This window comes from Capnocytophaga gingivalis (genome assembly GCF_002302415.1).
GTDB classification, from domain to species: Bacteria; Bacteroidota; Bacteroidia; order Flavobacteriales; family Flavobacteriaceae; genus Capnocytophaga; species Capnocytophaga gingivalis.
The window spans coordinates 1,469,070-1,494,079 of sequence record NZ_CP022386.1 but is presented as its reverse complement, the minus strand read 5'-3'; the positions used below and the strand labels follow the sequence as shown (position 1 = coordinate 1,494,079).

Below are 25,010 nucleotides of genomic sequence, written 5' to 3'. Positions count from 1 at the left end.
TAAATGATATCTTATGAAGAAGTTTATAGAGACCTTAACAAATGTCTGGAAAATAGAGGAGCTTCGTAATCGTATCATCCTTACTATTGGGATTTTGTTAGTGTACCGCTTTGGAGCACATATCATTCTCCCTGGGATTGATGCCAAGCAACTAAGTAGCCTTACTCAGAAGACTTCAGAGGGAGGATTGTTAGATATTCTTAATGCTTTCACTGGAGGGGCTTTTGCTAAGGCCTCTGTATTTGCTTTGGGAATTATGCCTTACATCTCTGCCTCTATCGTGGTGCAGCTCATGGGAATCGCTATTCCTTATTTGCAAAAACTACAACAAGAAGGGGAGAGTGGTCGTAGGCGTATCAATCAGATTACTCGCTGGCTTACCATTGCCATTTGTATAGTACAAGCTCCTGCTTACCTGTACTCCATCAGTGCTTTAGGGGTGCCTGAAGAGGCCTTTATCCAAGGAAAAGGATTAGGCTTTATCATCCCTTCTGTTATTATCTTGGTGGCAGGAACTATCTTTGCGATGTGGCTCGGTGAGAAAATCACTGATAAGGGAGTGGGCAACGGTATTTCCTTGCTCATTATGGTGGGGATTATCGCTCGTATGCCTCACGCTTTCTTCGGTGAGATGAACAGGGTTCACAGCCCTATGATTGTTATTGTAGAGATTCTTCTATGGCTCTTGGTGATCTTAGGTTGTATTTTCCTTACCTTGGCCGTGCGTCAGATTCCTGTGCAGTATGCCAGAAGAACTACCGGTGGTCAGGTGGAGAAGAATATCTTCGGTGCCAGACAGTATATTCCCCTTAAGCTCAACTCAGCAGGGGTGATGCCAATCATCTTTGCACAAGCGATCATGTTCGTTCCCGCTGCTTTGGCAGGACTTTCTAAGTCCGATTGGGCACTTAGCATCCAGAATGCTTTCCGTTCACCTTTTGAATTTTGGTACAATGTCCTCTTTGGCTTTCTCATTATCATCTTTACTTATTTCTATACGGCCATTACCGTACCTAGCAATAAGATGGCTGATGACCTTAAGCGCAACGGAGGCTTCATACCAGGGGTGAAACCAGGGCAAGAGACCAGTGATTATTTGGACAAAATCATGTCGCTCATTACCTTCCCAGGATCTTTATTCTTAGTGGCTATAGCTGTACTTCCTGCCGTAGTGAACAAGTTGCCTTTATTGGAGATCGACCAGCAGTGGGCGCTCTTCTACGGGGGTACTTCCTTGCTCATCCTTGTAGGGGTAGCTATTGATACTATGCAACAAGTTAATTCATACCTACTCAATCGCCATTACGATGGCCTTATGAAAACAGGTAAAAAGAGAAGATAATGGCAAAGCAAGCAGCAATAGAACAAGATGGAACTATCATAGAGTCTCTCTCTAATGCAATGTTCCGTGTAGAATTGGACAATGGTCATGTGGTGACCGCTCACATCTCTGGGAAAATGCGTATGCACTACATTAAGCTCCTTCCTGGCGATAGGGTAAAGCTCGAGATGACACCTTATGACCTTACCAAGGCACGCATCACTTACCGATATTAATAATATAATTCGTTTTTAAAACAGACAACAGATGAAAGTAAGAGCATCTATTAAAAAAAGAAGCCCCGAGTGCAAGATTGTGCGAAGAAAAGGGGTATTGTACGTAATTAACAAAAAGAATCCGAGATTCAAACAAAGACAAGGATAAATTATGGCACGAATAGCAGGTATTGACCTACCAAAACACAAGAGAGGAGTCATAGGACTTACTTACATCTTTGGAATTGGTAGAAGTAGAGCTAAAGAAATTTTGAAAACAGCTCAAGTAGATGAAGACATCAAAGTAAGCGATTGGAACGATGAGCAGATCACTCGTATCCGTGAAGCAGTTTCTTCTTACAAGATAGAAGGGGAATTGCGTTCTGAAGTGCAATTGAACATCAAGCGACTTATGGATATTGGTTGCTATCGTGGTATCCGCCACCGTTCTGGATTGCCTTTGCGCGGTCAAAAAACGAAGAATAACTCTCGTACAAGAAAAGGAAAACGAAAAACTGTTGCTAACAAGAAGAAAGCAACTAAATAATAAGTAGCGATATGGCAAAAACAAATACAAAAGTTACCAAAAAACGCAAAGTAGTGATTGAATCTTCTGGAGAAGCTCATATCTCAGCTACTTTCAACAATATCATCATCTCTCTTACTAACAAAAAAGGAGATGTGATTTCTTGGTCTTCTGCAGGAAAAATGAAGTTCAGAGGCTCTAAAAAAAATACTCCTTATGCAGCTCAGGTAGCTGCCGAAGATGCTGCTAAAACAGCTTTCGACGCAGGACTTAAAAAAGTACGTGTATTCGTAAAAGGTCCTGGAGTAGGTAGAGAATCTGCCATCCGTAGTATTCACAATGCAGGAATCGAAGTAACTGAAATTATCGACGTTACTCCTCTTCCTCACAACGGATGCCGCCCTCCTAAAAGACGTAAAGTATAACAAATGTAACCCTTCAGAGAGAGGCCACGATTATCGAAGGACAAGCCTTAATTCATAATCCTCTCTCACTTTAATTCAAAATTGTAAAATGGCAAGATATACAGGCCCAAAAACTAAAATCGCTCGTAAGTTTGGTGAAGCGATTTTCGGAGAAGATAAGTCTTTTGCTAAAAAGAACTATCCTCCTGGACAGCATGGAATAAACCGCAAAAGAGCCAAACGCTCTGAATATGCAATCCAGCTACAAGAAAAACAAAAAGCAAAATATACCTATGGTATCCTTGAACGTCAGTTCCAGAATATGTACGAAAAGGCACGCCGTAGCAAGGGGGTAACCGGTGAGGTGCTCCTTCAGCTCTGCGAAGCACGCTTGGACAATGTTGTATATCGTATGGGTATCGCTCCTTCTCGCCGTGCTGCTCGCCAGCTCGTTTCTCACCGCCATATCACTGTCAATGGGGAAGTGGTCAATATCCCTTCTTACTCCCTAAAACCAGGTGATATCGTAGGAGTACGCCACAAATCACAATCTCTTACTGTGATTGAAAATTCCTTGGCAAGTAATAGCTCTGTGTACGAATGGATTACCTGGAATCCTGAAAAATTGGAAGGTACTTTCGTCGCACTCCCTCAGCGTATCCAAATACCTGAAAACATTAAAGAACAGTTAATCGTAGAGTTGTACTCTAAATAATATTAGTCAGCAGTCACATTATGGCATTATTCAATTTTCAAAAACCAGATAAGGTTATCATGATTGAATCCTCTGAGTTTGAGGGAAAATTCGAATTTCGACCCCTCGAACCAGGTTATGGACTCACCATCGGTAACGCATTACGAAGAGTAATGCTCTCCTCCTTAGAGGGCTACGCAATCACTTCGGTTAAAATAGATTTAGTAGAACACGAATTCTCTACCATCACTGGGGTGGTTGAAGATGTTACTGAAATCATTTTGAACTTGAAGCAAGTGCGTTTCAAACTGCAAACGGAAGGTACTGACCATGAAAAGGCTTCTATCTCTGTAACCGGTAAGAAACAATTGACTGCGGGTGATTTTCAAAAATTTATAACAGGATTTCAAGTACTTAACCCCGATTTGGTTATCTGTAATATGGAACCCGACGTGGCTATCAAAATGGATATCACCATTGATAAGGGTATGGGTTATGTTTCCGCTGAGGAAAATACCAAACCTAATATGCCTATGGGTACCATCCCTACCGATGCCATCTTTACACCTATCAAAAATGTAAAATACAGCATCGAAAACTATCGTGTGGAACAAAAAACCGACTACGAAAAGTTGATTTTTGAAATCAAAACAGATGGTTCCATCCATCCTAAGGATGCCTTGATGGAAGCGGCTAAGACTCTTATTCATCACTTCATGCTTTTCTCCGATGAGCGCATCACCATTGAGCCTGAAGAGGTTGTGCAGCCTGAAAGCTATGACGAAGAGTCTCTACATATGCGACAGCTCCTCAAGACCAAGCTTATAGACATGGATCTTTCTGTTCGAGCCCTTAACTGCCTCAAAGCAGCTGAAGTGGATACTTTAGGGGATTTGGTTTCTTTCACTAAAACGGACTTGATGAAGTTCCGCAACTTCGGTAAAAAGTCTCTCACTGAGCTCGATGAGCTGGTAGAAAGCAAAGGACTGACCTTCGGTATGGATCTCTCAAGATACAAATTGGAGAAAGAGTAATTAATTCTGGTATAATACATTAATTCAACGAAAATGAGACACGGAGATAAAATAAATAATTTAGGAAGAACCGCCGCTCATAGAAAATCTATGTTGGCGAATATGGCTTGCTCCTTGATACAGCACAAGCGTATCAACACTACCTTGGCCAAGGCTAAAGCCTTGAAGGTATTTGTAGAGCCTTTGATTACCAAATCAAAAGAGGATACTACGCACAACCGCCGTATCGTATTCAGCCGTTTGCATAACAAATATGCCGTTACGGAGCTTTTCAAAAATATTTCAGTAAAAGTAGCCAACCGTCCAGGGGGATACACTCGTATCATTAAGCTGGGTAACCGTTTGGGTGACAACGCTGAAATGGCGCTTATCGAATTAGTAGACTACAACGAAGCAGGATACTCTCCTAAGGGTACTGCCAAGAAGAAATCTACTCGTAGAAGCCGCGGTGGCAAGAAAGCCGCTGCTGAACAAGCTGCTCCTGAGGCTAAAGAAGGAAATTCTTCAGAGGCATAATAATTATTTTAAAACAAAGAAACCGTCCCTATTTTGGGGCGGTTTTTTAGTTAATATACCTCTCGCAATGTTATCTTTACAGGATTAATTTATAGTGCCTGATTCCGCTCTAAGCGGCCTATTTCTTGCAGTTCTTACTTGTCCTAAGAAAACTTTATAGCCCTACGAAAAAGGGAAAATAAAAACCGCCTCCAAAGCGGAAGCGGCTTTTCACAGCATTCAGTTTGAGGTTATTTGTAAGCAGTTCCTTCCATGACCACATTATTGACAGGAGTCATAGTGAAACTATCGGTAGTAACAAGAATAATAGTAGCCCCAAGTTTGGCAGCTTCTTCTTTCATTTTTTTGGTAGCATCTTTCCTTAGTCTGGATTGCATACCGAAGAACTGACTGGCTTCTCCTTTTACATCCCCTAAGCGAGTACGCCCTTTGATGTCATCAGGATTTTTGGTGAGGATGATATCTTCATTAGAAGCGGTAGAGGTTTCAGTGTCAGTATTTTCTTTTACAGGAACACTGCCATCGGTAAAGCACATCCCGACCATACTTACATTATTGACAGGGCTCATGGCAAACTCATCCACCGAGAGGAGTATCGCAGTAGCCCCGAGTTTAGCGGCTTCTTGTTTTAGTTTTTTGGTGGCTTCTTCTCGCAATTTGGATTGCTTCCCATAGAAGCGAGCCGCCTCCGCAGATACTTCCTTGAGGCGTGTGAGTCCCTTTACATCCTCAGGGTTTTTAGTAACGATTATTTTCTCCCAATCTTTGTTTTGTGAGAACCCTATCTGCGATAGGAAGAATAGGCCAAATAGAAGGAATAACTTTCTCATGTATATTGTGTTTTTAGTGATATTTCTAAAGATAAAATCCCCTCTATGGGATAAAACAGTCCATAAAGAGGATTCTTTATTTCTTAGTGTCCAACAGCGGCAGCACTAGCTGCAAATAGACCAAAGATGGTCAGTAGGACAACCAATCCTATCAAGGAAATACAAAGGCCAGCTATGGCTAAGCCTCGAGGTTGTTTGGTAACCCCTACCCCTGATAAGATAAGACCTAATAGCCAAAGAATACTATTAAGAATAGGAGCCCAAACTAATACAAGGGCAGCCAGTGCTAATACAAATCCAGCGGTACCTATTCCATTACTTTTTGAGGCAGGCTGCTGAATGATAATTGTTTGTTTGTTTTCTCCACTATTCTGTCCTTGTGGAGCTTGGGAATTTGTATTTTCCATAAATAAAAAATTGAATTATGATTTATATAAAAGTAGATTTTCTAGTTTCTAAAAACTTTCCATCCTTCTTTCTCAGTTTTGATAAAAGTTATTTTTTGAGTAAAGAAATCTGTTTGATCTTTTTCAAAAGGGAAAAAGGGTGTCTTATCTCTTTTTAAGAAAGTAACATTTGCTTCGGCTTCTTTTTCTGAGACAATATGAAAGTCAGCCAATTTGTCAATTTTAGCAGTGTAACTTTTCATGGTGTTTGTATATACATCATCTGAGTAATGATCACTTTGTAATAGAAAATCCTTAGATTTTTCAGTGAGAGAAACAGTATAAAGATACTTAAATTCTCCTTCTTTTGGCTCACCTCTCCAGTTTAAGACAGGTTGTTTATCTGTAATAACTTTTATATATTCATCAGTAGCCAATTTATTATAAAGCTCGACCTCTTCTTTACTATCAAAAGAACTTTCTCTCAATTTTCCTGTATAGAGACGAACTTTTCCATACATAGGGTTCTCTTCAAGAGATTTTTCTACCAATTTCTCCGCCTTAGAGGAGGTAAGTTTGTCGGAACAAGAGCCTAAAAGTAGCCCTAATGCCAAAAATACGAAAATTTTTTTCATGGAATTGAACGATTTAAAATGTTGATAATTAGATAAATATAAAAGCGGTTTCACGCTAAAAAAGTCTCATACAAAAATAAGAAGAAAAAAAACAGCTGTTTATGCTGAAAAATAGATATTTTTACCCTATTTTTGCATAAAAATACAAGAGATGAACGAAATCGTAGGTGAAAAAATCAAAAACCTCCGCAAGAGCAAAAACCTCTCTCAGGAGGAGGTAGCGGAATATATTCATGTATCTCAGTCTACTTATGCTCGTATGGAGAGCGGGGCAAGTAACTCTTGGGCGGGCTATATCCTCCCTCTGTGTGACCTCTTTGGTATACAGCCCGAAGAACTGCTCAAAGCCGATCATATCGTCATCAATAACAACAATACTTCTTGCCAATATAGCGGCGGCTATGTCATCAATCAACTTTCAGATAAGCTCATGGAGCAATATGAGAAACGCCTTTTGGAGAAAGATAACCTCATCGCCTATCTACAAAAAGAAATTCAACAGCTAAAAACAGAGAACAGAGGTCAGTGAGGAGTTGTTAGCAACTCAAAACTCAGAACCCTCTTGCATAATCCCTAAAAAAGCCGTACCTTTGTGGCTCTAAAATAGTAGATTATGTACGAAAAATACGAGCAGACAGCTCACTACATCCGCCAGTTCATCACTGAACAAACCCCTGAGTTTGCCATTATCTTAGGCTCTGGACTCTCTTCCTTACAGGGCGAAGTAACTCCTATTGTGGAAATCCCTTATGCAGGAATTCCTAACTTCCCTCAGTCCACTGTCGAAGGGCATGGCAACAAACTCATATATGGTACCTTAGCCGGCAAATATGTGCTACTGATGAGTGGCCGTTTTCACTACTACGAAGGCTATCCTATGCAGGAGGTTACTTTCCCTATTCGTATTTTCCACCTCTTAGGCATCAAAAAATTGATTGTCTCTAATGCTTCTGGTGGGGTAAATCCTGACTTCTCCATAGGAGATATTATGCTGATTCGTGATCATATCAATATGTTCCCAGAGCACCCTTTACGAGGAAAGAACTTAGAAAAGTTTGGCACCCGCTTCCCTGATATGAGCGAGGCTTATGATCGTTCTATGATTGCCCTTGCTGAGGATATCGCCAAGGAGCAAGGAACAAAACTACAAAAAGGAGTCTATGTAGGCTTGCAAGGTCCTACCTTCGAAACCCCTTCAGAATATGGTATGGTACGTGCCATTGGTGGGGATGCCGTAGGGATGAGTACCGTACCGGAGGTAATCGTAGCACGCCATCAGGGGATGAAGGTCTTTGCTCTATCCATTATCTCCGATTTGGGAGGAAAGGATATCGCCCCTAATGTCTCCCATACCGAGGTACTCAATGCTGTTAATGCTACCATGCCAAAAGTATTAGCATTAGTCAGAGAGTTTGTCAAAAGAAGTGAGTAGTGACTAACGATGAGTGACAAGTGAATCTACATTTGGTGGCTTTTCATTGGCGTTTTGAGGCTATTCATCCCTTTCAGGATGGTAATGGAAGAGTAGGGCGTTTGTTGCTCTTTAAGGAATGCTTAGCACAGGGGATAGTTCCTTTTATCATCACGGAGAAGCTCCGATGGTACTACTATCGAGGACTACAGAATTGGCCACAAGTAGAAGGCTATCTCTTGGATACTTGCTTGGCAGCACAAGATGAGTACAAAGCACTGTTGAAATATTTTAGGGTTGAATAACCTTTAGTTTTAATCTTTTAGAGCTTGATTAGCAATATCTTACAGTTATATGGCTAACAATCAATCGTTAATTATTAAATTTTATTTTGTTTTATTCTAAATAAAAACGTACCTTTGCGGGCATGAACTATAAAATTTAGAGTAAAATGAAAGTAAAATTTTTAGCGCCTGTACTCCTTACAGGTCTCGTAGCCTTTACTTCTTGTAGTAAAGATGACAACAAAACTCCTACCCCAACACCTCCTACCCCACAGAATACAGTGAAAGAAGTGAAAAACTTGAATGCTTCTGATGAGCAAAAGTGGGTGTATTTCTCTTTTGAAACAGGGGACTTTGTGGAGGTAACCAATCCTAAAACTACTGATAATTGGGATATTGCTTTTAATCGCTACAATATTCGTACCAATGGAGGAGTATCTGGTATCGGAGAGGCTGAAGTAGTCAATACCAATAGCAAGGATTTTGCTGCTGTTACCAAAGCGCCTGCTGAGGGTTATGAAAAAGATAAAGAAGTTACAGAATACGGACGTCCTCGTCAAGGACAGACACAACCTTCTGTGACTAAATTTGAAAAAAACCCCGTGATTTCTGGTACTGTAAACAAACAAGATTCTAAAGGTTGGTACAACTATACTCCTCCTAAACAAGGAGAAAACACTCCTCATTTTGAGATTACCAAATATGTATATGTGCTCAAAACAGCCAAAGGTGGCAAGTATGTGAAAATCCAACTTACTGGATACACCAATGATAAAAATGAAACAGGATATATTACCTTCACCTATGATTTCTTAACTGAAAAAGAAGTGGCTAAACCTGTAGAAAAAGTGACTTTGGATTTCTCTGGCAGTCAAGCAAAAGAAGTACAATTGGATGCTAAAGGCGATTGGAAATATTTCTCTCTAAAAAATGGAGAAGTAACTCCTGCAACTCCCGCTGACGATCTTTCTTGGGATATTGCTTTCAAGGGATATTATGTAAAACTCAATGGAGGTACCTCTGGAAAAGGAAAGGCAGAAGTAGTTAAAGTAGAAGGAACTGATTTTGCTAAAGTAACAGAAGCTCCTAAAGCAGGTTTTGCTAAAGATGCTCAAGGAAAGATGAACGAAGGTAATTACCCTAACATTACAAAAGTAGATGCCTCTTTCTCTCAATATATGTCAGGAGGATTTGGTACAAAAACAGGTATCATAGGATTAGACCCTACAAAAGCCCCTAAAGTATATGTACCCACTAACTACATATATGTAATTAAAACAGCAGATGGTACTTATGCAAAAGTACAAGTAACCGACTATTACAAAGATAATGCAGATGTATTAGGGGGAACTCCTAAGCTAAAATACCAATTGAGTAAGACTGTAAGTGAATAAATAGAAAATTATGAAAGTAAAGTTATTTTTAGCTACCTTAGTAACAGGTATCTTTACACTCACCTCTTGCAGTAAAGATAGTAATAAGGAAGAAGAAAAAAAGCCTGCCAATGTGAAACAGGAGAAGAATCTCAATGCAAGCCAAGGCAAATGGGTGTATTATTCCTTTGAAAAAAATGCTATTGTACAGGTAGCGGATCCTCAAAATAGTTTGGATTGGGATATAGCTTTCTTCGCTTACTATGCTAAGCTCAATGGTGGGGCTTCTGGTAAAGGACAGGCTGGGGTCGCAAAAACTGAAAACAAGGATTTTTCTGCGGCTATTGCTACTTTGCCTAACGAATACAAGCAGGATGCTGAAGGAACAATGTCCTATGGTAGCTATCCTAACCTGACCGAGAGAAAAGATGCTTTCTCACATTTGCTCTCAGGAGGCTTTGATACTCCAACAGGTTATGTGTCGCTTAATCCTAATAATAGACAGTCCAGCGGAGGAAAATGGCCAAGCGTATATGCTCCTACCAAGTGGGTATATGTACTCAAAACAGCCAAAGGGGCTTTTGTGAAGTTCCAAGTAACTGATTTTTATAATGATAAAACGGATGCAAACTATCCTTCCTTCCAGTATGTCCTCAGTGAGGATGGAAAGTTCTAACAATACCAACTCTAACTCTATTTCAATAGAATTGCTATACCCCTATAGAGTATAGCAATTCTATTTTACTGAAAAATATATACAATGTCAAGAATATTTATTTGGCTGCTTTGCTTCTGTGGCGTCGGTACGCTACAGGCTCAATATACTTTCACGGGAACGATTGCCGATTGCCAGACACGCCACCCCTTATCTGGGGCTACTGTCGAGCTGGCTTCACTGAAAAAAAGTGTACAAACCGATACCGAGGGGCGGTTCTCTTTCCCTGACCTTCCGAAGGGGATTCATCATTTCTATGTGACTAAGGATGATTACAAAGGCCATTTCTTTAAAGTATCTCTCAAAAAAGACGAAAAAAACTATATCTTTGCCCTCTGCAAGGACAAAGAAATAGAAGTAGGGGAAGTAGTGGTTACCGCTACCCGTACAGAACGCAATCTAAAGAATGTGCCTATCACGGTACAAGTGGTTACCGCTCAGGAGATTCAAAAGGCTCAGGCTCCTGACTTCCAATCTTTCTTGGAAAATGAATTCTCTGGAATCAACTTTACCTATGATGGGGGAATGCCCAATATCAATATGATGGGCTTCGGCGGGAAGTATGTCCTTTTCCTTATGGATGGCGAACGTATGGCAGGGGAGACCTTTGACAATATCGACTATGATCGTATCGACTTGGACAATATCGAACGTATAGAGATTATCAAGGGGGCTTCCTCTTCTCTCTATGGCTCTAATGCCTTGGGGGGGGTGATCAATATCATTACAAAGAATGCCCAAAAACCCTTGGAGCTTAGTGCAAGCTATCTTTATAATACCAAAAAAGATCATAAGACGAATTTCTCTGTAGCGACTAAGCAAAAATGGGGAAGTCTGCGCCTGTCTTCTTTCTATAATTTCCGAGAACCCTATGTCATAGTGGATAAAGAACCTCTGAAAACCTACAAAAATGGTTCAGAAATACTCTCCCCGATGGGCGAACTGAACATAGCTGGATTTACCAACTATGGGGCTACGCCTAAGCTCTCTTTTAACCTCTCACCTAAGTGGAATATTACCTTGACGCCCAGCTATTATTTCAGTGAGCGCAATGCAGGTACGGAGAGTTCTAAGAAGCTCAGAGATCGTTACTATAATTATACAGCAGCATTCAAGTCGGATTACAAAATTACTGATAGCAAGACCCTGAGTCTTTCGGCTGCTTACGATCGCTATGATAAGTACAAGTATTATGTATTGCTCAATGAGAAGGAAAAAAGCTATGAAAACTCTATCCTACGGGTAGGGGCTCAGTATAACCAAACACTTTTTGAAAAACATTCCTTGGTGGCAGGTGCCGAAGGAAATTCTGATGAACTATTGAGTTTTCGCTTTACGAATCAGGGAACAGAGGAAAAGAAAAATGCTCAGAACTATGCGATTTTTACCCAGCAGGAATGGGCACTTTCGGATGCCTTTACTTTAGTTACCGGAGTGCGTATGGATTACCATTCTCTTTTTAAAGAATACTTGACTTATCGCCTCTCAGGGATGTTCAGGGTGGAGCAGTTCACCTTCCGCGGAGGGTTTTCTACAGGTTTCCGATCTCCTACACTCAAGGAACTGTATACCAATTGGTTTCATCCATGGGGGGGAGGCTTTCAGATCATGGGCAACAAAGACCTGAAGCCAGAAACGAGTCGTAATATTACACTTTCCGTGGATTTCAATGCCAGAAAATGGAATATTACTGCCATGACACAATATTCCAAGGTTAAGGATAAGATTGCTTATAGGTGGACACAAGCCAGCGATACCATTCGTTATGTCAATTACGGAGGGAATACCGATATCATGAGTTCCGAAATAGCAGCTACCTATCGCCCCAGTAAGTATTTCCGTCTGAAGGGTTCTTATGCTTATTATACCAGCAGCAATAGCCGTTCGGATGTGCGTCCGCATACTTTTACTGCCAAGGCGGAATACGTAGAACAGGCTGATATAAAATACCTGCCCAATGTCATCCTCAGTGGCAAGTATGTCAGCGGGTCGGATATTTATGATGGGGAAAATACTTACACATATTATGCCCCCTATAGCATCTGGCGCTTACAGTTTTCTAAAAATCTCCCTTATCACTTTACACTCAATGCAGGGATAGATAACCTATTCGATTACGTAACACCCTCTACCAGTTTCTATTCGAGTATCTCCCCAGGGCGCACCTATTTTGTGGGACTCAAGTGGAACTTATAGCCCAATTATTGTCGAGGATAGCATATGAAATATATTTACAACCTTACCTATCACATAGAAGAGGAAGTATATCCGCTCTGGCAGGAGTGGATAGCTTCACGTTTGGAGCCTTTGCTAAGGCAAAGTAAATGTTCCGCAGCAAAGCTTTTACAGATACATACCGATGCTCTCGGCAGTAAAGCCTTCGGCGTGCAGTATGAAGCGGAAAAAGAAGAAGATATTGTTCATTTTCAAGAAGTTGTAGAAGCGCCGCACCGCAAAGAACTCTTCCTTCAGTTCGGAGAAAAAGTCCTGATTTTCGGTACTTTGCTCACCGTAGAGAAGGAATGGAAAAGATAAAAAATGTTAAAAATAGAGGTTGTGAATAAAAAACATTTTTTTTATTTGTCAATTCAAAAAAAAGTAGTACCTTTGCACCTCGAAAAAATGAGAAGAAAAATATGAAAAAAGAGATACACCCCTCAAATTATCGTTTGGTTGTTTTCAAAGATATGTCCAATGATGATATCTTTATCACCAAGTCAACTGTAGAAGCCAAAGATACTATAGAAGTAGAAGGCGTAGAATATCCTTTGGTTAAGTTGGAAATTTCTCGTACTTCCCACCCATACTATACAGGGAAGGCAAAACTTATAGATACCGCTGGACGTATCGATAAGTTCAAGAGCAAATATGCCAAATTCCAAAAATAGAAAGGTTTTTCATAATAAATAAGTTTTAAAATTATTCTGTCAAGCTCCTCCTGAGAAGGGGGAGTTTGTTTTTATTTAAGAAAAAAAGAAGTTTGTTTTAAAAATATCAAAAATAATTATTGTGGGTTGCGAAAAAAAACGTAATTTTGCCCCCAATTAAAAATGTGTGATTATGAATTTAGGACTTATCATCACCTATGTAGTTATCACTATATATTGCTTGTCATTGTTGTTGATTTTCTTTTATAGTTTGACAATACTCAACCTGTCTGTGAACTATCTAAAGAACAAGCATCAGAATAACGAAGCGCCCAAGTTCAACTTATTGGATCCTAATGAGATCCCTTATGTGACTGTACAGCTTCCTATCTACAATGAGAAATATGTAGTACCTCGTCTCTTGGAGAATATAGCCAAGCTGGAGTATCCTAAGAACAAGTTGGAGATACAAGTGTTGGATGACTCTACTGACGACTCAGTAGCTGAGACAGCACGCATTATTGCCGAGCTTCAGCAAACAGGCTTGGATATCGTTCATATCCGCCGCGAAAACCGAGAAGGGTTCAAGGCAGGTGCCCTTAAGTATGGAACCGCTATCGCCAAAGGGGATTTTATTGCCATCTTCGATGCGGACTTCCTTCCTAAGCCCGACTGGCTTAAGCAGACAGTAGTCTACTTCAAGGACGAACAAATAGGGGTGGTGCAGACCCGTTGGGGGCATATCAACCGTAACTATTCCTTACTCACCAAGATACAAGCATTGGCGCTCGATACACACTTCACCCTCGAACAAGTAGGACGCAATAGCAAAGGACACTTTATCAACTTCAATGGTACTGCCGGTATCTGGAGAAAGAAAACCATCTTGGATGCAGGCAACTGGGAAGGGGATACCCTTACAGAGGACTTAGACCTAAGTTACCGAGCTCAACTTAAGAAATGGAAGTTCAAGTATTTGGAGGATGTAGAAACTCCTGCAGAGCTTCCTGTAGTGGTTTCCGCAGCTCGCTCTCAGCAGTTCCGTTGGAACAAAGGTGGGGCAGAGGTGTTCCGCAAGTCGGTGCGCAATATCTTGGCTTCTAAGAACATAGGGTGGAAGACCAAATTCCATGGAGTGATGCACTTGCTCAATAGTTCCATGTTCCTCTATGTATTTATTGTAGCGATACTCAGTGTACCAATGATGTATATCAAGGAAGCTTATCCAGATTTGGGTTGGGTGTTCAAGCTCACCAGCTTCTTTATCGTTAGTACTGTGATTCTCTTTGGTTGTTATTGGATTACTTATAAGAATATACAGGGAAAGACTTTTGATGACTTTGTGGACTATGTCAAACTTTTCTTTAGCTTCTTCTCTGTGGCATTGGGCTTTTCTTTGCACAATGTATCAGCAGTATTGCAGGGCTATTGGGGCAAGAAAACCGAATTCGTTCGTACCCCTAAGTTCAATATTAGCTCTCTGAAGGATTCATGGAAAGGGAATAAGTATATTAACAAAAAGCTTTCTCCCAATATGATTTTTGAGTTTTTACTCATGTGCTATTTCCTCTTTGGGTTGTACAGTGGCATCAAGCTCAATGACTTTGGGTTGTTTCCTTTCCACCTGATGCTTACTTTTGGTTTTGGCTTTGTCTTCTACAAATCCCTTATACCAAAAGCGTAACGAAAGTGAAGAATGACCATATAACTTATGGTTATTTGATAAAATAAGATTTTTTTAAAGAGAGAAAAATGATTAGATTTTTCTCTCTTTTTTGTTGTTCAGAATATTGCTCTGTGTGGCAATATTCAGAACAACAAAACCTTGTATAAAAATTTCACTTACTAACAGAACTTACAATAGTTATTAATTCAACACTTGAATATCTGTCATTTATAAAAGATTATCTGATTTTTCTTCCTTCATTTTTCTCTTGTCTTTCTTCTCTTCTCAAATATTTTTCACTTTTCACTTTTCATTTTTCACTTAAAATTGTATCTTTGTCCCTTATAAAAATTAGTTTCATGAAAATATTAGTATGTGTCAATCAGGTGCCTGATACCACTTCTCAGATAAATTTCACCTCAGATCAAAGTGCTTTTGACCCTTCAGGGGTGCAGTTTGTCCTCAATCCCAGTGATGAAGCAGCGCTTATGCGAGCGCTCCAGCTCAAGGAGGAGGTAGGCGCCGAGCTTACTTTAGTCCATGTAGGACTTTCCGATAGTGAGCCAGTGCTGCGCAAGGCCTTTGCTTTGGGTGCTGACCACATGCTCCGTATCGATACTTTCCCTACGGATGGCTTTTTTGTAGCTGAGCAGTTGGCAGCTATTGCTCCTGGGTACGATGCCATTTTCTGCGGACGCGAATCCTTGGATTATAATGGCGGTATGGTGGGCGGTATGCTTGCTGCACTCTTGGATTACGACTTTGTCGATGAGGTAACTGCCTTCTCTTTCGAGGGGGATAAGGCTGCCAAGATCACCCGTATGACCGATGGCGGCAAGGAGCACTTGGAAGTTCCCTTACCTGTGGTAGTGGGCATCCAAAAGGAAATCGTCCCAGAAAGCGAAATCCGTATCCCCAGCATGAAGGGGATCATGATGGCGCGCAAGGCTCCCTTGCAGGTGCTCTCCCCTGTGGAGGCTTCCTCCCAGCCTAAGATAACCGCCTTGGAAAAACCTCAGCCCAAAGCGCCGGTCAAAATGATTGACCCGAACAACTTGGACGAACTTATCGACGAACTCCACAACAAAAGAAAACTATTCTAAAACGACACCAAAATGACTTTAGTATATACCGAATACAACGACGGCCAATTCACTAAAAAAACCTTGGAAGCGCTCTCCTATGCCCAAGCGTTCTCTGACAAGGTAATTGCCCTTACCATAAATGTAGCCGATCCTACACCCTTAGCCCGCTATGGAGTAAGTAAGATTGTCAAGGTAACAGCTCCTGAGCTCTCCTCTTTTCAGGCTAAGCCTTATGCCGAGCTCCTAAGCCAGGTAGCCCAGCGAGAGCAGGTCTCTCTTGTGGTGCTCCCCAGTTCGGCCAATACACGCTACTTAGCGCCTATGCTGGCGGTCAGCTGGCAGGCGGCTTATCTCTCCAATGTGAGCTCCTTGCCCAAGGACGGACAGGTGCAGAAGGTAATCTTCTCCTCCAAGGCCATCTCTTGGGTGCCTTTGGCGCCTAAGCAGGTCATTACCTTAGCTGGAAATACGGTCGAGATAAAGGAGGCACCAGTCCAGGCTGTGGTGGAGGAATACACCCCTCAGCTCCCCAAGGAGCGCATCAAGCACTTGGGTACGGAGAAATTTACCAGTAAAATATCCATTGATGATGCCGCTATCGTGGTCTCTGGTGGGCGTGGTATGCAGACTCCAGACAACTGGCACTTGGTGGAGGATCTCGCCGATGCCTTAGGGGCTGCTACCGCTTGCACTAAGCCGGTAGCCGATATGGGGTGGAGACCTCATAGTGAGCATATTGGGCAAACGGGTAAGCCGCTCGCTTGCGAACTCTATATCGCTCTGGGGGTATCGGGAGCTATCCAGCATATCGCTGGGGTCAATGCCTCCAAGGTCAAGGTGGTGATCAACTCCGATCCCGAAGCGCCTTTCTTCAAGGCGGCCGACTATGGTATTGTGGGAGACCTATTTGAGGTAGTCCCTCGCCTGACGGAAAAGATTAAGAATTTACAAAAATAAGACAAAAAGCCCCAACTAATCCCTCTGACAAATGATGATGAATATAACTAAGGCGGTCGCTCACCTGATCATTGCCAATGTACTCTTCTTCCTCTTGGCACATTTTATACCTATGTTGCAGGACAAGGCGGCTCTCTACTATATAGAAAACCCCAATTTCCAGTGGTGGCAGGTGTTCTCTCACCTCTTTATGCACGCCTCTGTAGCGCATATTTTCTTTAATATGTTTGCTCTTTATTCCTTCGGAATGCCTCTGGAAAGCTACTTTGGTAGCAATCGCTTTATTGTCTTTTATTTTGCTTGTGGCTTAGGAGCAGCCTTCTTACATACAGCGGTGAACTATTACGAGTTTCACTCAGCGCTGGACATCTTGCAGAGCAAAGGTTTTTCGATAAGCCAGGCGCAGGAGCTCTTACAGAAAGGTATGTATAATACGGGCTGGGAAGAAGCGCTTTCCGAGAGTGATTTCAAGGATATGATGTCGGCTTATATGATTCCTGCTGTAGGTGCCTCTGGGGCGATCTATGGGATCTTGGTAGCCTTTGGGGTTCTTTTCCCTAATGCCGAACTCATGCTCATGTTCCTCCCCATCCCGATCAAGGCTAAGTACTTTATTCCGATCCTCATCGCCTTGGATTTGTTCTCAGGGGTGACTGGTTATTCCATCTTTGGTAGCAATATTGCCCACTTTGCTCATGTGGGTGGGGCGCTGATAGGCTTTATCTTGATGAAGCTTTGGCAAAAAAATTCTTTCAATGACAGAAGGTTGTACTAAGTATAACAGAGAAATGGATCATGAATAGAACTGTAAAAAGAATATGGGGCAAGCATTCCCTGTCATTAGTGTATATACTCATCGTAAGTTACCTCTGTGGTTATATCCTTCCGCAGCTATTTGCCTTCCTCTGGCAGCGTACCGACCCTTTTGTAAGGGATCTCTTTGCACTCTCACAGGACTTTTCCCAGCTATTGCAGCAACCCTGGACAGCCATTACCTATAGCTTCTTCCATGCCAGCTTTATCCACAGCTTTTTCAATGCGATTATGCTTTACTTCGTAGGGATCTTGTTCATGAATCTCTTCACACCAAAGCGTTTCTTAGGAATATATATAGCAGGGGTAGTAGCAGGCGGGCTCTTTTTTATGCTTACCTATGCTATTTTTCCGGTCTTTGCTCATCGGGAGGATTACCTCTTGGGCGGATCTGCAGGGATCATGGCGGTACTGATATTCTTAACCACCTACACTCCTACACTTAGGATTTATCTCTTTGGGGTATGGGCTGTTCCCTTGTGGGTGTTGGGTGTACTGATGGTGGCCACAGACCTCCTTAGTATCCCCATAAGCAATGCAGGAGGGCATATCGCCCACTTAGGAGGAGCACTTGTAGGAATACTCTATGGCTTGTTTCTCAAGGGGAAGCTCTCTTTCTCTCTTCCCAAAAGAGCTCGACAGGCTCCCACTTCTCCCTATACTAATGAGCACGCCCAGGAACGAATCAATACCATTCTGGACAAAATCAGCAAAAGTGGCTATGACAGTCTCACCAATGAAGAAAAAAGATACCTCTTCTTAGCCAGCCGGGAAAACGCTAACCAATAATTTACCTTGGATGCAACTTGTAACAGATATAACTCATTTTCAATCTCCTGAGCATACGGTGCTAACCATCGGCACCTTCGACGGGATTCATATAGGACACCAAAGAATCATCACCCAAGTGGTCGAGAGGGCTAAGGAACAGGACTTACTCCCTACGGTACTGACTTTCTTCCCTCATCCGCGTATGGTACTCGACCCCTCCGCTCCTATTGCGCTGATTCAGACCATAGAGGAGCGGGCACAACTTCTGGCTTCCTATGGGATTGCCCAGCTGGTCATTCAGCCTTTCAGCAAGGAATTTGCCGCACTCTCTGCTCAGGATTATGTACGAGAACTCTTAGTGGGAAAACTTCGAGCCAAGGAGATTATCATAGGCTATGACCATCGTTTTGGGAAAAACCGTTCCGCTGGGATAGAAGAGCTCAAGGCCTTTGGACAGCAATATCATTTTCAAGTGGAGGAAATCCCTGTGCAGGAGGTAGACTCCCTCTCGGTGAGCTCTACCAAAATCCGACAAGCACTCGAGAAGGGCGACGTGCAGACGGCTAATCACTATCTCGGTTATTCGTTTTCTTTGGCAGGTACCGTGGTACATGGACAGAAGTTAGGCCGTACCTTGGGCTATCCTACGGCCAACCTACAGATAGAAAATTCTCATAAGCTCATCCCTAAGATAGGGGTCTATGCCGTGTATATGCTTTGGGAAGGAAAAAAGGTCTTTGGGATGCTCTCTATAGGGAAAAATCCTACCATAGAAGGCAAAGGTGAAAGTATAGAAGTATATTTCTTTGATTTCAGTAGTGACTTATATGGCAAGGAAATACGACTTTATTTTATAGATTTTATCCGTGATGAGGTCAAGTTTCCTTCCTTAGAGGCGCTCAAGGCACAACTGAAAAAGGACGAAGATAGTTGTAAGTGGTTAATTGCCAATGCTCAATGATCACTGCAAAGATACTCTCCCCTTCAGGGTATATAAAAAACTTATAGTGCTATAGAAAAAAATAATAAAAATCTATTGCTCAGAGGCGAAAACCGCCATACCTTTGCACCGCAAAACAACGAGAAGATAAATTGTTTTTCATATATTAGATTTTGTGGTTAGAATTGGTAAAAGAGGGCGCAAGCTCTCTTTTATTTTTATATAAGGTCAATACTTACAGTATCTCCTCTCTGGATGCCCATAAGGCTAGCACTTCCGCCCGAAACATCCGGATTGGCCTTGTAGATGGCCATCTCCAAATAGTCTAAATGGTTGAATAGCAGAAAGACCTCTCCTGCCGAAAGGCTATCCTTCTCTACCTGATTGTACTGCAAACAAATAGAATCCAAGGTGATATTCTCCACGCTTTGGTAGCGGAAATATACATGGAATCGCCTATCCTTAGCCTCTTGGGTGAGCAGTGAACGGGTGATATTGGACACCACATTACCAAAGTGATCAATGTAGATAACAGTGCCTTCTATCCTTTGGGCGCGCACCTTAGGAACAAAGTCGGTGATATATAGGTGCTTCTCACAGGGTGCTCCTAATGTGGAGGGCAAGGCTCCTTCACAGAGCTTTTGGGCAATATGGGTGGAGAACTCCAGCGTAGGGAAGATGGACACTCTACTGGGTAGGTCAAGAAGATAAACTTCTGTCTCTGGGGCATTGTGCGTCAGTAGGGAGACAAATCCATTGTCGGCCGTGATAAAGTAGTGTCCCTCATGTACTAAGAGGAGCAGCCCACACTCAGGGGAAAGTTCGTTATTGACGCCTACGATATGGATGGTTCCCTTAGGAAAATAGCGGTAGGCACCTTCCAAAAGGTACGCAGCTTCCGAGATACTATAGCGATCCACCTGATGGGAAATATCTACAATACGTGCCTGAGGAATAAGGCTATAGAGCTGCCCCTTGAGGGCGCCTACACCGTAGTCTTGCTCCCCAAAATCCGTGGTAAGAGTGATGATGTTCATAACTGCAAAATCAAAAACTTGAAAAAACGTACAAATATAAGAAAAAACTCCCAAACAAGGACTATTTTTTCTCATTTCTTTTTACCTTTGCATTCTCCAAAAAACACCTACAAATTCTCAACTGTTATGGCTACTAACAAAAATGCCTTGATCCGTTATAAGACTATTGATAAGTGTCTGAGGGACACCACACGCTTGTGGACTTTGGACGATCTTATCGCCGCCTGTACCGAGGCACTCTGTGAGTATGAGGGCAAGGAAAATGTCGTGAGCAAGCGTACCATACAGCTCGATATCCAGAATATGCGCAGCGACAAGATAGGCTACAATGCCCCTATCGAGGTCTTTGACAATAAGTACTACCGCTATGCCGATTCGGACTATAGTATTACCAAAACGGAAATCCCTTACGAGGATATCAAGAAGATGCGTCAGGCGGTGGAGTTCCTCAAGGAGTTCAAGGATTTTTCTTTCTTCCAACAGATGAATGGGGTGCTGCATCGCTTGGAGGATGCTGTTTTCCTCACCCTATCTCACCATCCGGTGATACATTTGGATAAGAATGAGCACCTCAGGGGGCTCAGTTATATAGACCCTATCTACCAAGCCATACAGCAGAAAAAGCCCTTGTCTATAGAATACAAGTCCTTCAAGGCGCGCCATAGTGCTACTATGCACGTGCATCCTCAGTTCCTCAAGGAGTATAACAATCGGTGGTTTTTAGTTGCTTTCTACAAGACAAGCTTGCTTACCTTGGCGCTTGATCGCATGGAAAATGTGAATATTTTGTCCGCTCCTTATGTTGATAAAAATATCGATGCCAATGAGTATTTCAAGGATGTTATAGGGGTTACAGTCTCGGAGGGAAACCCTATCGAGGAGGTGGTTTTCTGGGTGGATAGGAACAATGCTAACTATGTGATCACCAAGCCTTTTCATCATTCTCAAGAGATAGTAGAAGAGCGGGAGGATGGGGTTGTCTTTCGTATCAGGGTACGCCATAACTATGAGCTGGAGCGCCTGATCTTGGGCTTTGGCAGTAGCCTTATTGTTCTGGCTCCCTCTCGCCTAAGACGGAATATATCCTCATTATTAAAAAAAGCAGCTGCTAATTATTCTTAACAAAATGCAAAAGTATAATAAAATACAGCAAGAATGGGGGGCTATGCTGAAAAAATTGTACTTTTACCCTTTTAAAACAGAAAGCGTAATGAAATCATTATTCTCGTATATTTTTCTCTTGGCAGTGCTTTTTACAGGCTGCCGCACGGCTAAGGTTACCAATACCCAAGGGGTCGCCGATACCTCTCTCAGAGGAAAGGAAATTCTCGAAAAGCATCAAGAGACTTTCCCCGCTTTTGAGACACTGGCTGGAACACTGACGGTCACTTATTCCAAAGCAGGTAAGATCGGGCAGGCTATCCCACTGTCTTTTAGAATGAAAAAGGGAGAAACCATCTGGCTCAGTGCTCCCTTAGGAATGGCCAAGGCACTCATTACCAAGGATAAGGTACAGTTCTATAACAAGCTGGACAATACGTATTTTGAAGGGGATTATTCCATTTCGGAAAAATATTTAGGGGTACATCTTGGCTTTGAGGCTTTGGAGAATTTGCTCTTAGGGCAATTGCTTTTCCGCGATAGGCATACCACCCTCACCCCTGAGGGGGAGCGCTACAAAGGAGCGCTTAAGAAGGATGATTTGGACTTGTCTTTCTTTCTCAATACCGCTTTCAGAATGGATAGTTTGCTGATCGTACAGGAGGAAAAAACTCAGCAAGAGCGTTCTCTCTCCGCTGCTTATACATATCAGACGGTAGAAGGACAGCTCTTCCCACTTTCCCTATTGCTACAGGGCAGTCAGGGGGGGGAGCAAGTGCAGCTAAGCTTGCAGTTTAGTGCTCTCCAGCGCAATGTGGCGGTACGATTCCCCTATAGTGTCCCCTCTGGTTACCAACCCTTAACCCTTCGTCCCTAATGCATCGCTTAGTAGTATTCATATGTATCCTGTCATTTGCAGGTGCTTTTGCGCAAACTTCTCAAAAACAAAAGCAGCTGGAAAAGCAGAAGAAAGCGCTCTTGGAACAGATCCGAGAGATGTCCGCACTGCGCTCTCAGCAGGCGCAGGAGCGCAAGAGCTTGGCCTTTCAGATTGAGGAAATTAGTGAAAAAATATCAGCTCGTACACAGCTTATCCGCCTGACCAATCATCAGGCGAATCTGCTCAGCCAACAGATTAAGGACAACCAAAACCAGATCTCCACGCTCAAGAAGGATCTGGAGAGCCTCAAGAAGAATTATGCAGCGGTGATTCTCCAATCCTATAAGTCACGTTCTCCCCAAAGCCGCTGGATGTTCCTGCTCGCTTCCGAGAGTTTCACTCAGGGGTACAAGCGCCTAAAGTACTTACAACAATATACCCAATATAGGAAAAAACAAGCGCAAGAGATTCAGCAAAAGAATACCCTCCTACAACAACTCGCCGACTCTCTCTCTTCCCAGTATAACTACCAGCGCAGGATAGTGGAGGAAAACCAAAAGGAGCAGACACGCCTCTCTCAGGAACGAAAAGAACAAGAATCCTTGGTGGCCTCTATCAAGAAGAAGGAAAGTGAGTATGCCGCTGAGATTAAGAAGAAACAAGCGCAAGCCAATAAGATAGACCGAGAAATAGACCGCTTGATTCGCTTGGCCATAGTCGAGGCCAATAAGAAGGCAAAGCCTAAGACTTCTTCTACAGGCAAGACTACTACCACTGCCGCTGCCAGTGATAAGGTCTTTGACCTTACTCCTGAGGGGCAAGCGCTTTCCTCGGACTTCGAAGCCAATAAGGGTAAGCTCATTTGGCCTATCGAACGAGGGTACAAGTCACAAGGGTTCGGTACCTATGATGATCCTGTGTATCCTGACCTTAAGCATTATAATAATGGTGTCTCTCTTATGGCGCCCCGAGGGGCTGATGCTCGCTGTGTCTTCAATGGGGAAGTATCCGCGGTCATCTCCGTCCCTGGAGGGAACAAGGCGGTACAGGTGCGCCATGGGAATTTTATTACCATTTATTATAACCTCACTCAGGTATATGTGAGTAAGGGACAAAAGGTCTCTGCCAAGACACCCCTGGGGAAGATTTTTACCGATAGTGAGGGACGTACCGAAATGAAATTCTTTGTCTATAAAAACACCAACAAACTCAATCCTGAACATTGGCTGAGGGAATAAAAAAGAAAAGAAATGTCAAGATTCAAACTCTGGAAACAAGATCCCTTTGGGCATGCCCTTTGGATAAAAAAATTTATCATACGTACCTTGGGCTCGCTTACCCATAGGCGCTACCGAGGGTTTAACGACCTACATATAGAAGGATCAGAGATTATACGTTCTCTACCTGAGCGAGGGGTGCTCTTTATCTCCAATCACCAGACATATTTTGCCGATGTTATCGCTATGTATCATGTGTTCAATGCCAGCCTCAAGGGGCGGGAGGACTCTCTCAAGAACATAGGCTATGTATGGCAACCTAAGCTCAATCTGTATTATGTAGCAGCCTCCGAGACCATGCGCTCGGGGATACTCCCCAAGATTCTCGCCTATGTGGGCGCTGTAAAAGTCAGTCGTACTTGGCGCGAAAAAGGCAAGGAAATACACCGTGAGGTCAATCCCGATGATATCAAAAATATAGGAATTGCCCTCCAAGATGGGTGGCTCATTACCTTCCCTCAGGGGACTACCTCGCCTTGGAAACCCATACGCAAGGGGACAGCTCACCTGATAAAGACCTACAAACCCATCGTCGTGCCCATTGTTATAGATGGCTTCAGGCGTTCTTTTGACAAAAAAGGAGTGGTGGTCAAAAAGAAAGGAATCCAACAGACCATGCGGATAAAAGCTCCCTTAGAGATTGATTATGAGCGAGAAAGCGTAGAAGAAATCATAGAAAAAGTAGCCTTTGCCATAGAGCAACATCCTACTTTTATCAAGAGTAAAGAGCAGGAATAAGGTTGTTAATAACTTATTTTTCAAAAAAATACATTTTTTTGTTGGTAGAATAAAAAAATGTCGTATATTTGCACCTCGTTAAACAAGGAGTAATTTTTGTTTGAAAAAGAACAAAAAATGCCGGTATAGCTCAGTTGGCCAGAGCACGTGATTTGTAATCTCGGGGTCGTGGGTTCGAATCCCTCTACCGGCTCGATGTTTATCATATTTATTTGTTGATTCTTAGGGGAGATACTCAAGCGGCCAACGAGGGCAGACTGTAAATCTGCTGGTTTTCACCTTCACAGGTTCGAATCCTGTTCTCCCCACTACTTGATTGACATATTTTAATAAGATTGCGGGAGTAGCTCAGTTGGTAGAGCGTCAGCCTTCCAAGCTGAATGTCGCGAGTTCGAACCTCGTCTCCCGCTCTTTTACAAGCCGATGTAGCTCAGGGGTAGAGCGCTTCCTTGGTAAGGAAGAGGTCACGAGTTCAAATCTCGTCATTGGCTCTTTTGTAGTATAAGAAATATACCTTTTATATTAATTTCTATA

Annotated in this window: 29 protein-coding genes, 4 tRNA genes and 1 pseudogene; 30 read left to right on the top strand and 4 right to left on the bottom strand. The window is 42.5% G+C overall.

Going from position 1 to position 25,010, the window contains the following annotated elements:
- Positions 1-13: 13 nt before the first annotated feature.
- The 8 genes from secY (at position 14) to rplQ (ending at position 4,710) form a co-directional block, all read left to right on the top strand.
- The gene (gene secY / locus CGC50_RS07095; protein ID WP_095910239.1) at positions 14-1,342 is read left to right on the top strand and encodes a preprotein translocase subunit SecY; all 1,329 of its coding nucleotides are present in this window, start codon (positions 14-16) and stop codon (positions 1,340-1,342) included.
- Positions 1,342-1,557: a translation initiation factor IF-1 gene (gene infA / locus CGC50_RS07090; RefSeq protein ID WP_002666434.1), complete on the top strand. Its 216-nt coding sequence runs from the start codon at positions 1,342-1,344 to the stop codon at positions 1,555-1,557. The genes secY and infA overlap by 1 nt, the downstream gene beginning before the upstream one ends.
- A 31-nt stretch (positions 1,558-1,588) precedes the next feature.
- On the top strand, positions 1,589-1,705 hold the full coding sequence (ykgO, locus tag CGC50_RS07085) for a type B 50S ribosomal protein L36 (RefSeq protein WP_002666762.1): 117 nt from the start codon (positions 1,589-1,591) through the stop codon (positions 1,703-1,705).
- A gap of 3 nt (positions 1,706-1,708) precedes the next feature.
- Positions 1,709-2,083: a 30S ribosomal protein S13 gene (rpsM, locus tag CGC50_RS07080; protein WP_002666562.1), complete on the top strand. Its 375-nt coding sequence runs from the start codon at positions 1,709-1,711 to the stop codon at positions 2,081-2,083.
- 11 nt (positions 2,084-2,094) lie between these two features.
- Positions 2,095-2,487, top strand: coding sequence for a 30S ribosomal protein S11 (gene rpsK, locus CGC50_RS07075; protein ID WP_002666650.1), 393 nt, complete (start codon positions 2,095-2,097; stop codon positions 2,485-2,487).
- A gap of 88 nt (positions 2,488-2,575) precedes the next feature.
- Complete coding sequence (gene rpsD / locus CGC50_RS07070) at positions 2,576-3,181, top strand: 30S ribosomal protein S4 (RefSeq protein WP_002666729.1); 606 nt, start codon at positions 2,576-2,578, stop codon at positions 3,179-3,181.
- 20 nt (positions 3,182-3,201) lie between these two features.
- Positions 3,202-4,194, top strand: coding sequence for a DNA-directed RNA polymerase subunit alpha (locus CGC50_RS07065; protein WP_095910238.1), 993 nt, complete (start codon positions 3,202-3,204; stop codon positions 4,192-4,194).
- A gap of 33 nt (positions 4,195-4,227) precedes the next feature.
- Entirely contained in the window at positions 4,228-4,710 is a 483-nt protein-coding gene (gene rplQ / locus CGC50_RS07060; RefSeq protein ID WP_095910237.1) for a 50S ribosomal protein L17, read from the top strand.
- A 230-nt stretch (positions 4,711-4,940) separates the two neighbouring features.
- On the opposite strand, the gene CGC50_RS07055 is transcribed toward rplQ, so the two are convergent.
- The 3 genes from CGC50_RS07055 to CGC50_RS07045 form a co-directional block, all read right to left on the bottom strand.
- Positions 4,941-5,540, bottom strand: coding sequence for a heavy metal-binding domain-containing protein (locus CGC50_RS07055; protein WP_002666822.1), 600 nt, complete (start codon positions 5,538-5,540; stop codon positions 4,941-4,943).
- Between the two features lie 83 nt (positions 5,541-5,623).
- Positions 5,624-5,947, bottom strand: coding sequence for a hypothetical protein (locus CGC50_RS07050; protein WP_002666624.1), 324 nt, complete (start codon positions 5,945-5,947; stop codon positions 5,624-5,626).
- A gap of 41 nt (positions 5,948-5,988) precedes the next feature.
- Positions 5,989-6,615 carry a hypothetical protein gene (locus CGC50_RS07045; protein ID WP_157909437.1) on the bottom strand — a complete coding sequence of 209 codons (627 nt, stop codon included), beginning with the start codon at positions 6,613-6,615 and terminating at the stop codon, positions 5,989-5,991.
- A 97-nt stretch (positions 6,616-6,712) separates the two neighbouring features.
- Here CGC50_RS07045 and CGC50_RS07040 point away from each other — a divergent pair, with 97 nt between their 5' ends.
- The 14 genes and pseudogenes from CGC50_RS07040 (at position 6,713) to CGC50_RS06975 (ending at position 19,464) form a co-directional block, all read left to right on the top strand.
- Positions 6,713-7,090 carry a helix-turn-helix domain-containing protein gene (locus tag CGC50_RS07040; protein ID WP_095910235.1) on the top strand — a complete coding sequence of 126 codons (378 nt, stop codon included), beginning with the start codon at positions 6,713-6,715 and terminating at the stop codon, positions 7,088-7,090.
- 84 nt (positions 7,091-7,174) lie between these two features.
- A complete protein-coding gene (locus tag CGC50_RS07035; protein ID WP_002666922.1) occupies positions 7,175-7,993 on the top strand; it encodes a purine-nucleoside phosphorylase in 819 nt (272 codons plus the stop codon).
- Between the two features lie 32 nt (positions 7,994-8,025).
- A pseudogene (locus CGC50_RS07030) lies at positions 8,026-8,277 on the top strand (Fic family protein); the annotation flags it as partial.
- Positions 8,278-8,423: 146 nt separating this feature from the next.
- Positions 8,424-9,650 (top strand): HmuY family protein, encoded by a 1,227-nt coding sequence (locus CGC50_RS07025; protein WP_095910233.1) that lies wholly within the window; start codon positions 8,424-8,426, stop codon positions 9,648-9,650.
- Positions 9,651-9,660: 10 nt separating this feature from the next.
- Positions 9,661-10,305, top strand: coding sequence for an HmuY family protein (locus CGC50_RS07020; protein WP_095910232.1), 645 nt, complete (start codon positions 9,661-9,663; stop codon positions 10,303-10,305).
- 84 nt (positions 10,306-10,389) lie between these two features.
- Positions 10,390-12,540, top strand: a complete 2,151-nt coding sequence (locus CGC50_RS07015) for a TonB-dependent receptor (RefSeq protein WP_095910231.1) — start codon at positions 10,390-10,392, stop codon at positions 12,538-12,540.
- A 24-nt stretch (positions 12,541-12,564) separates the two neighbouring features.
- The gene (locus CGC50_RS07010; protein WP_002666522.1) at positions 12,565-12,879 is read left to right on the top strand and encodes a DUF4286 family protein; all 315 of its coding nucleotides are present in this window, start codon (positions 12,565-12,567) and stop codon (positions 12,877-12,879) included.
- A 101-nt stretch (positions 12,880-12,980) separates the two neighbouring features.
- Positions 12,981-13,232, top strand: coding sequence for a type B 50S ribosomal protein L31 (locus CGC50_RS07005; protein ID WP_040359524.1), 252 nt, complete (start codon positions 12,981-12,983; stop codon positions 13,230-13,232).
- Between the two features lie 172 nt (positions 13,233-13,404).
- Positions 13,405-14,895, top strand: a complete 1,491-nt coding sequence (locus CGC50_RS07000; protein WP_002666693.1) for a cellulose synthase family protein — start codon at positions 13,405-13,407, stop codon at positions 14,893-14,895.
- A 341-nt stretch (positions 14,896-15,236) separates the two neighbouring features.
- A complete protein-coding gene (locus tag CGC50_RS06995; RefSeq protein WP_095910230.1) occupies positions 15,237-15,980 on the top strand; it encodes an electron transfer flavoprotein subunit beta/FixA family protein in 744 nt (247 codons plus the stop codon).
- 12 nt (positions 15,981-15,992) lie between these two features.
- Positions 15,993-16,919: an electron transfer flavoprotein subunit alpha/FixB family protein gene (locus CGC50_RS06990; RefSeq protein WP_095910229.1), complete on the top strand. Its 927-nt coding sequence runs from the start codon at positions 15,993-15,995 to the stop codon at positions 16,917-16,919.
- A 34-nt stretch (positions 16,920-16,953) separates the two neighbouring features.
- Positions 16,954-17,694 (top strand): rhomboid family intramembrane serine protease, encoded by a 741-nt coding sequence (locus CGC50_RS06985; RefSeq protein WP_040359547.1) that lies wholly within the window; start codon positions 16,954-16,956, stop codon positions 17,692-17,694.
- 20 nt (positions 17,695-17,714) lie between these two features.
- Entirely contained in the window at positions 17,715-18,521 is an 807-nt protein-coding gene (locus tag CGC50_RS06980; RefSeq protein WP_095910228.1) for a rhomboid family protein, read from the top strand.
- 10 nt (positions 18,522-18,531) lie between these two features.
- Entirely contained in the window at positions 18,532-19,464 is a 933-nt protein-coding gene (locus tag CGC50_RS06975) for a bifunctional riboflavin kinase/FAD synthetase (protein WP_095910227.1), read from the top strand.
- Between the two features lie 197 nt (positions 19,465-19,661).
- Here CGC50_RS06975 and CGC50_RS06970 read toward each other — a convergent pair whose 3' ends face one another.
- Positions 19,662-20,480, bottom strand: a complete 819-nt coding sequence (locus CGC50_RS06970; RefSeq protein ID WP_232781059.1) for an SAM hydrolase/SAM-dependent halogenase family protein — start codon at positions 20,478-20,480, stop codon at positions 19,662-19,664.
- 126 nt (positions 20,481-20,606) lie between these two features.
- Between CGC50_RS06970 and CGC50_RS06965 the strand changes: the two genes are divergently transcribed.
- The 8 genes from CGC50_RS06965 (at position 20,607) to CGC50_RS06930 (ending at position 24,967) form a co-directional block, all read left to right on the top strand.
- Complete coding sequence (locus CGC50_RS06965) at positions 20,607-21,602, top strand: helix-turn-helix transcriptional regulator (RefSeq protein WP_095910225.1); 996 nt, start codon at positions 20,607-20,609, stop codon at positions 21,600-21,602.
- Between the two features lie 88 nt (positions 21,603-21,690).
- Positions 21,691-22,458 carry a DUF4292 domain-containing protein gene (locus tag CGC50_RS06960; protein ID WP_095911316.1) on the top strand — a complete coding sequence of 256 codons (768 nt, stop codon included), beginning with the start codon at positions 21,691-21,693 and terminating at the stop codon, positions 22,456-22,458.
- Positions 22,458-23,699 carry a murein hydrolase activator EnvC family protein gene (locus tag CGC50_RS06955; protein ID WP_095910224.1) on the top strand — a complete coding sequence of 414 codons (1,242 nt, stop codon included), beginning with the start codon at positions 22,458-22,460 and terminating at the stop codon, positions 23,697-23,699. Before CGC50_RS06960 ends, CGC50_RS06955 begins: the two co-directional genes overlap by 1 nt.
- 12 nt (positions 23,700-23,711) lie before the next feature.
- Complete coding sequence (locus CGC50_RS06950) at positions 23,712-24,476, top strand: lysophospholipid acyltransferase family protein (protein ID WP_095910223.1); 765 nt, start codon at positions 23,712-23,714, stop codon at positions 24,474-24,476.
- 119 nt (positions 24,477-24,595) lie between these two features.
- Positions 24,596-24,669, top strand: a tRNA-Thr gene (locus tag CGC50_RS06945).
- A 32-nt stretch (positions 24,670-24,701) separates the two neighbouring features.
- Positions 24,702-24,784, top strand: a tRNA-Tyr gene (locus CGC50_RS06940).
- A 29-nt stretch (positions 24,785-24,813) separates the two neighbouring features.
- Positions 24,814-24,886 (top strand) — tRNA-Gly (locus tag CGC50_RS06935).
- A 9-nt stretch (positions 24,887-24,895) separates the two neighbouring features.
- Positions 24,896-24,967: transfer RNA gene (locus CGC50_RS06930), tRNA-Thr, on the top strand.
- Positions 24,968-25,010 lie beyond the last annotated feature (43 nt).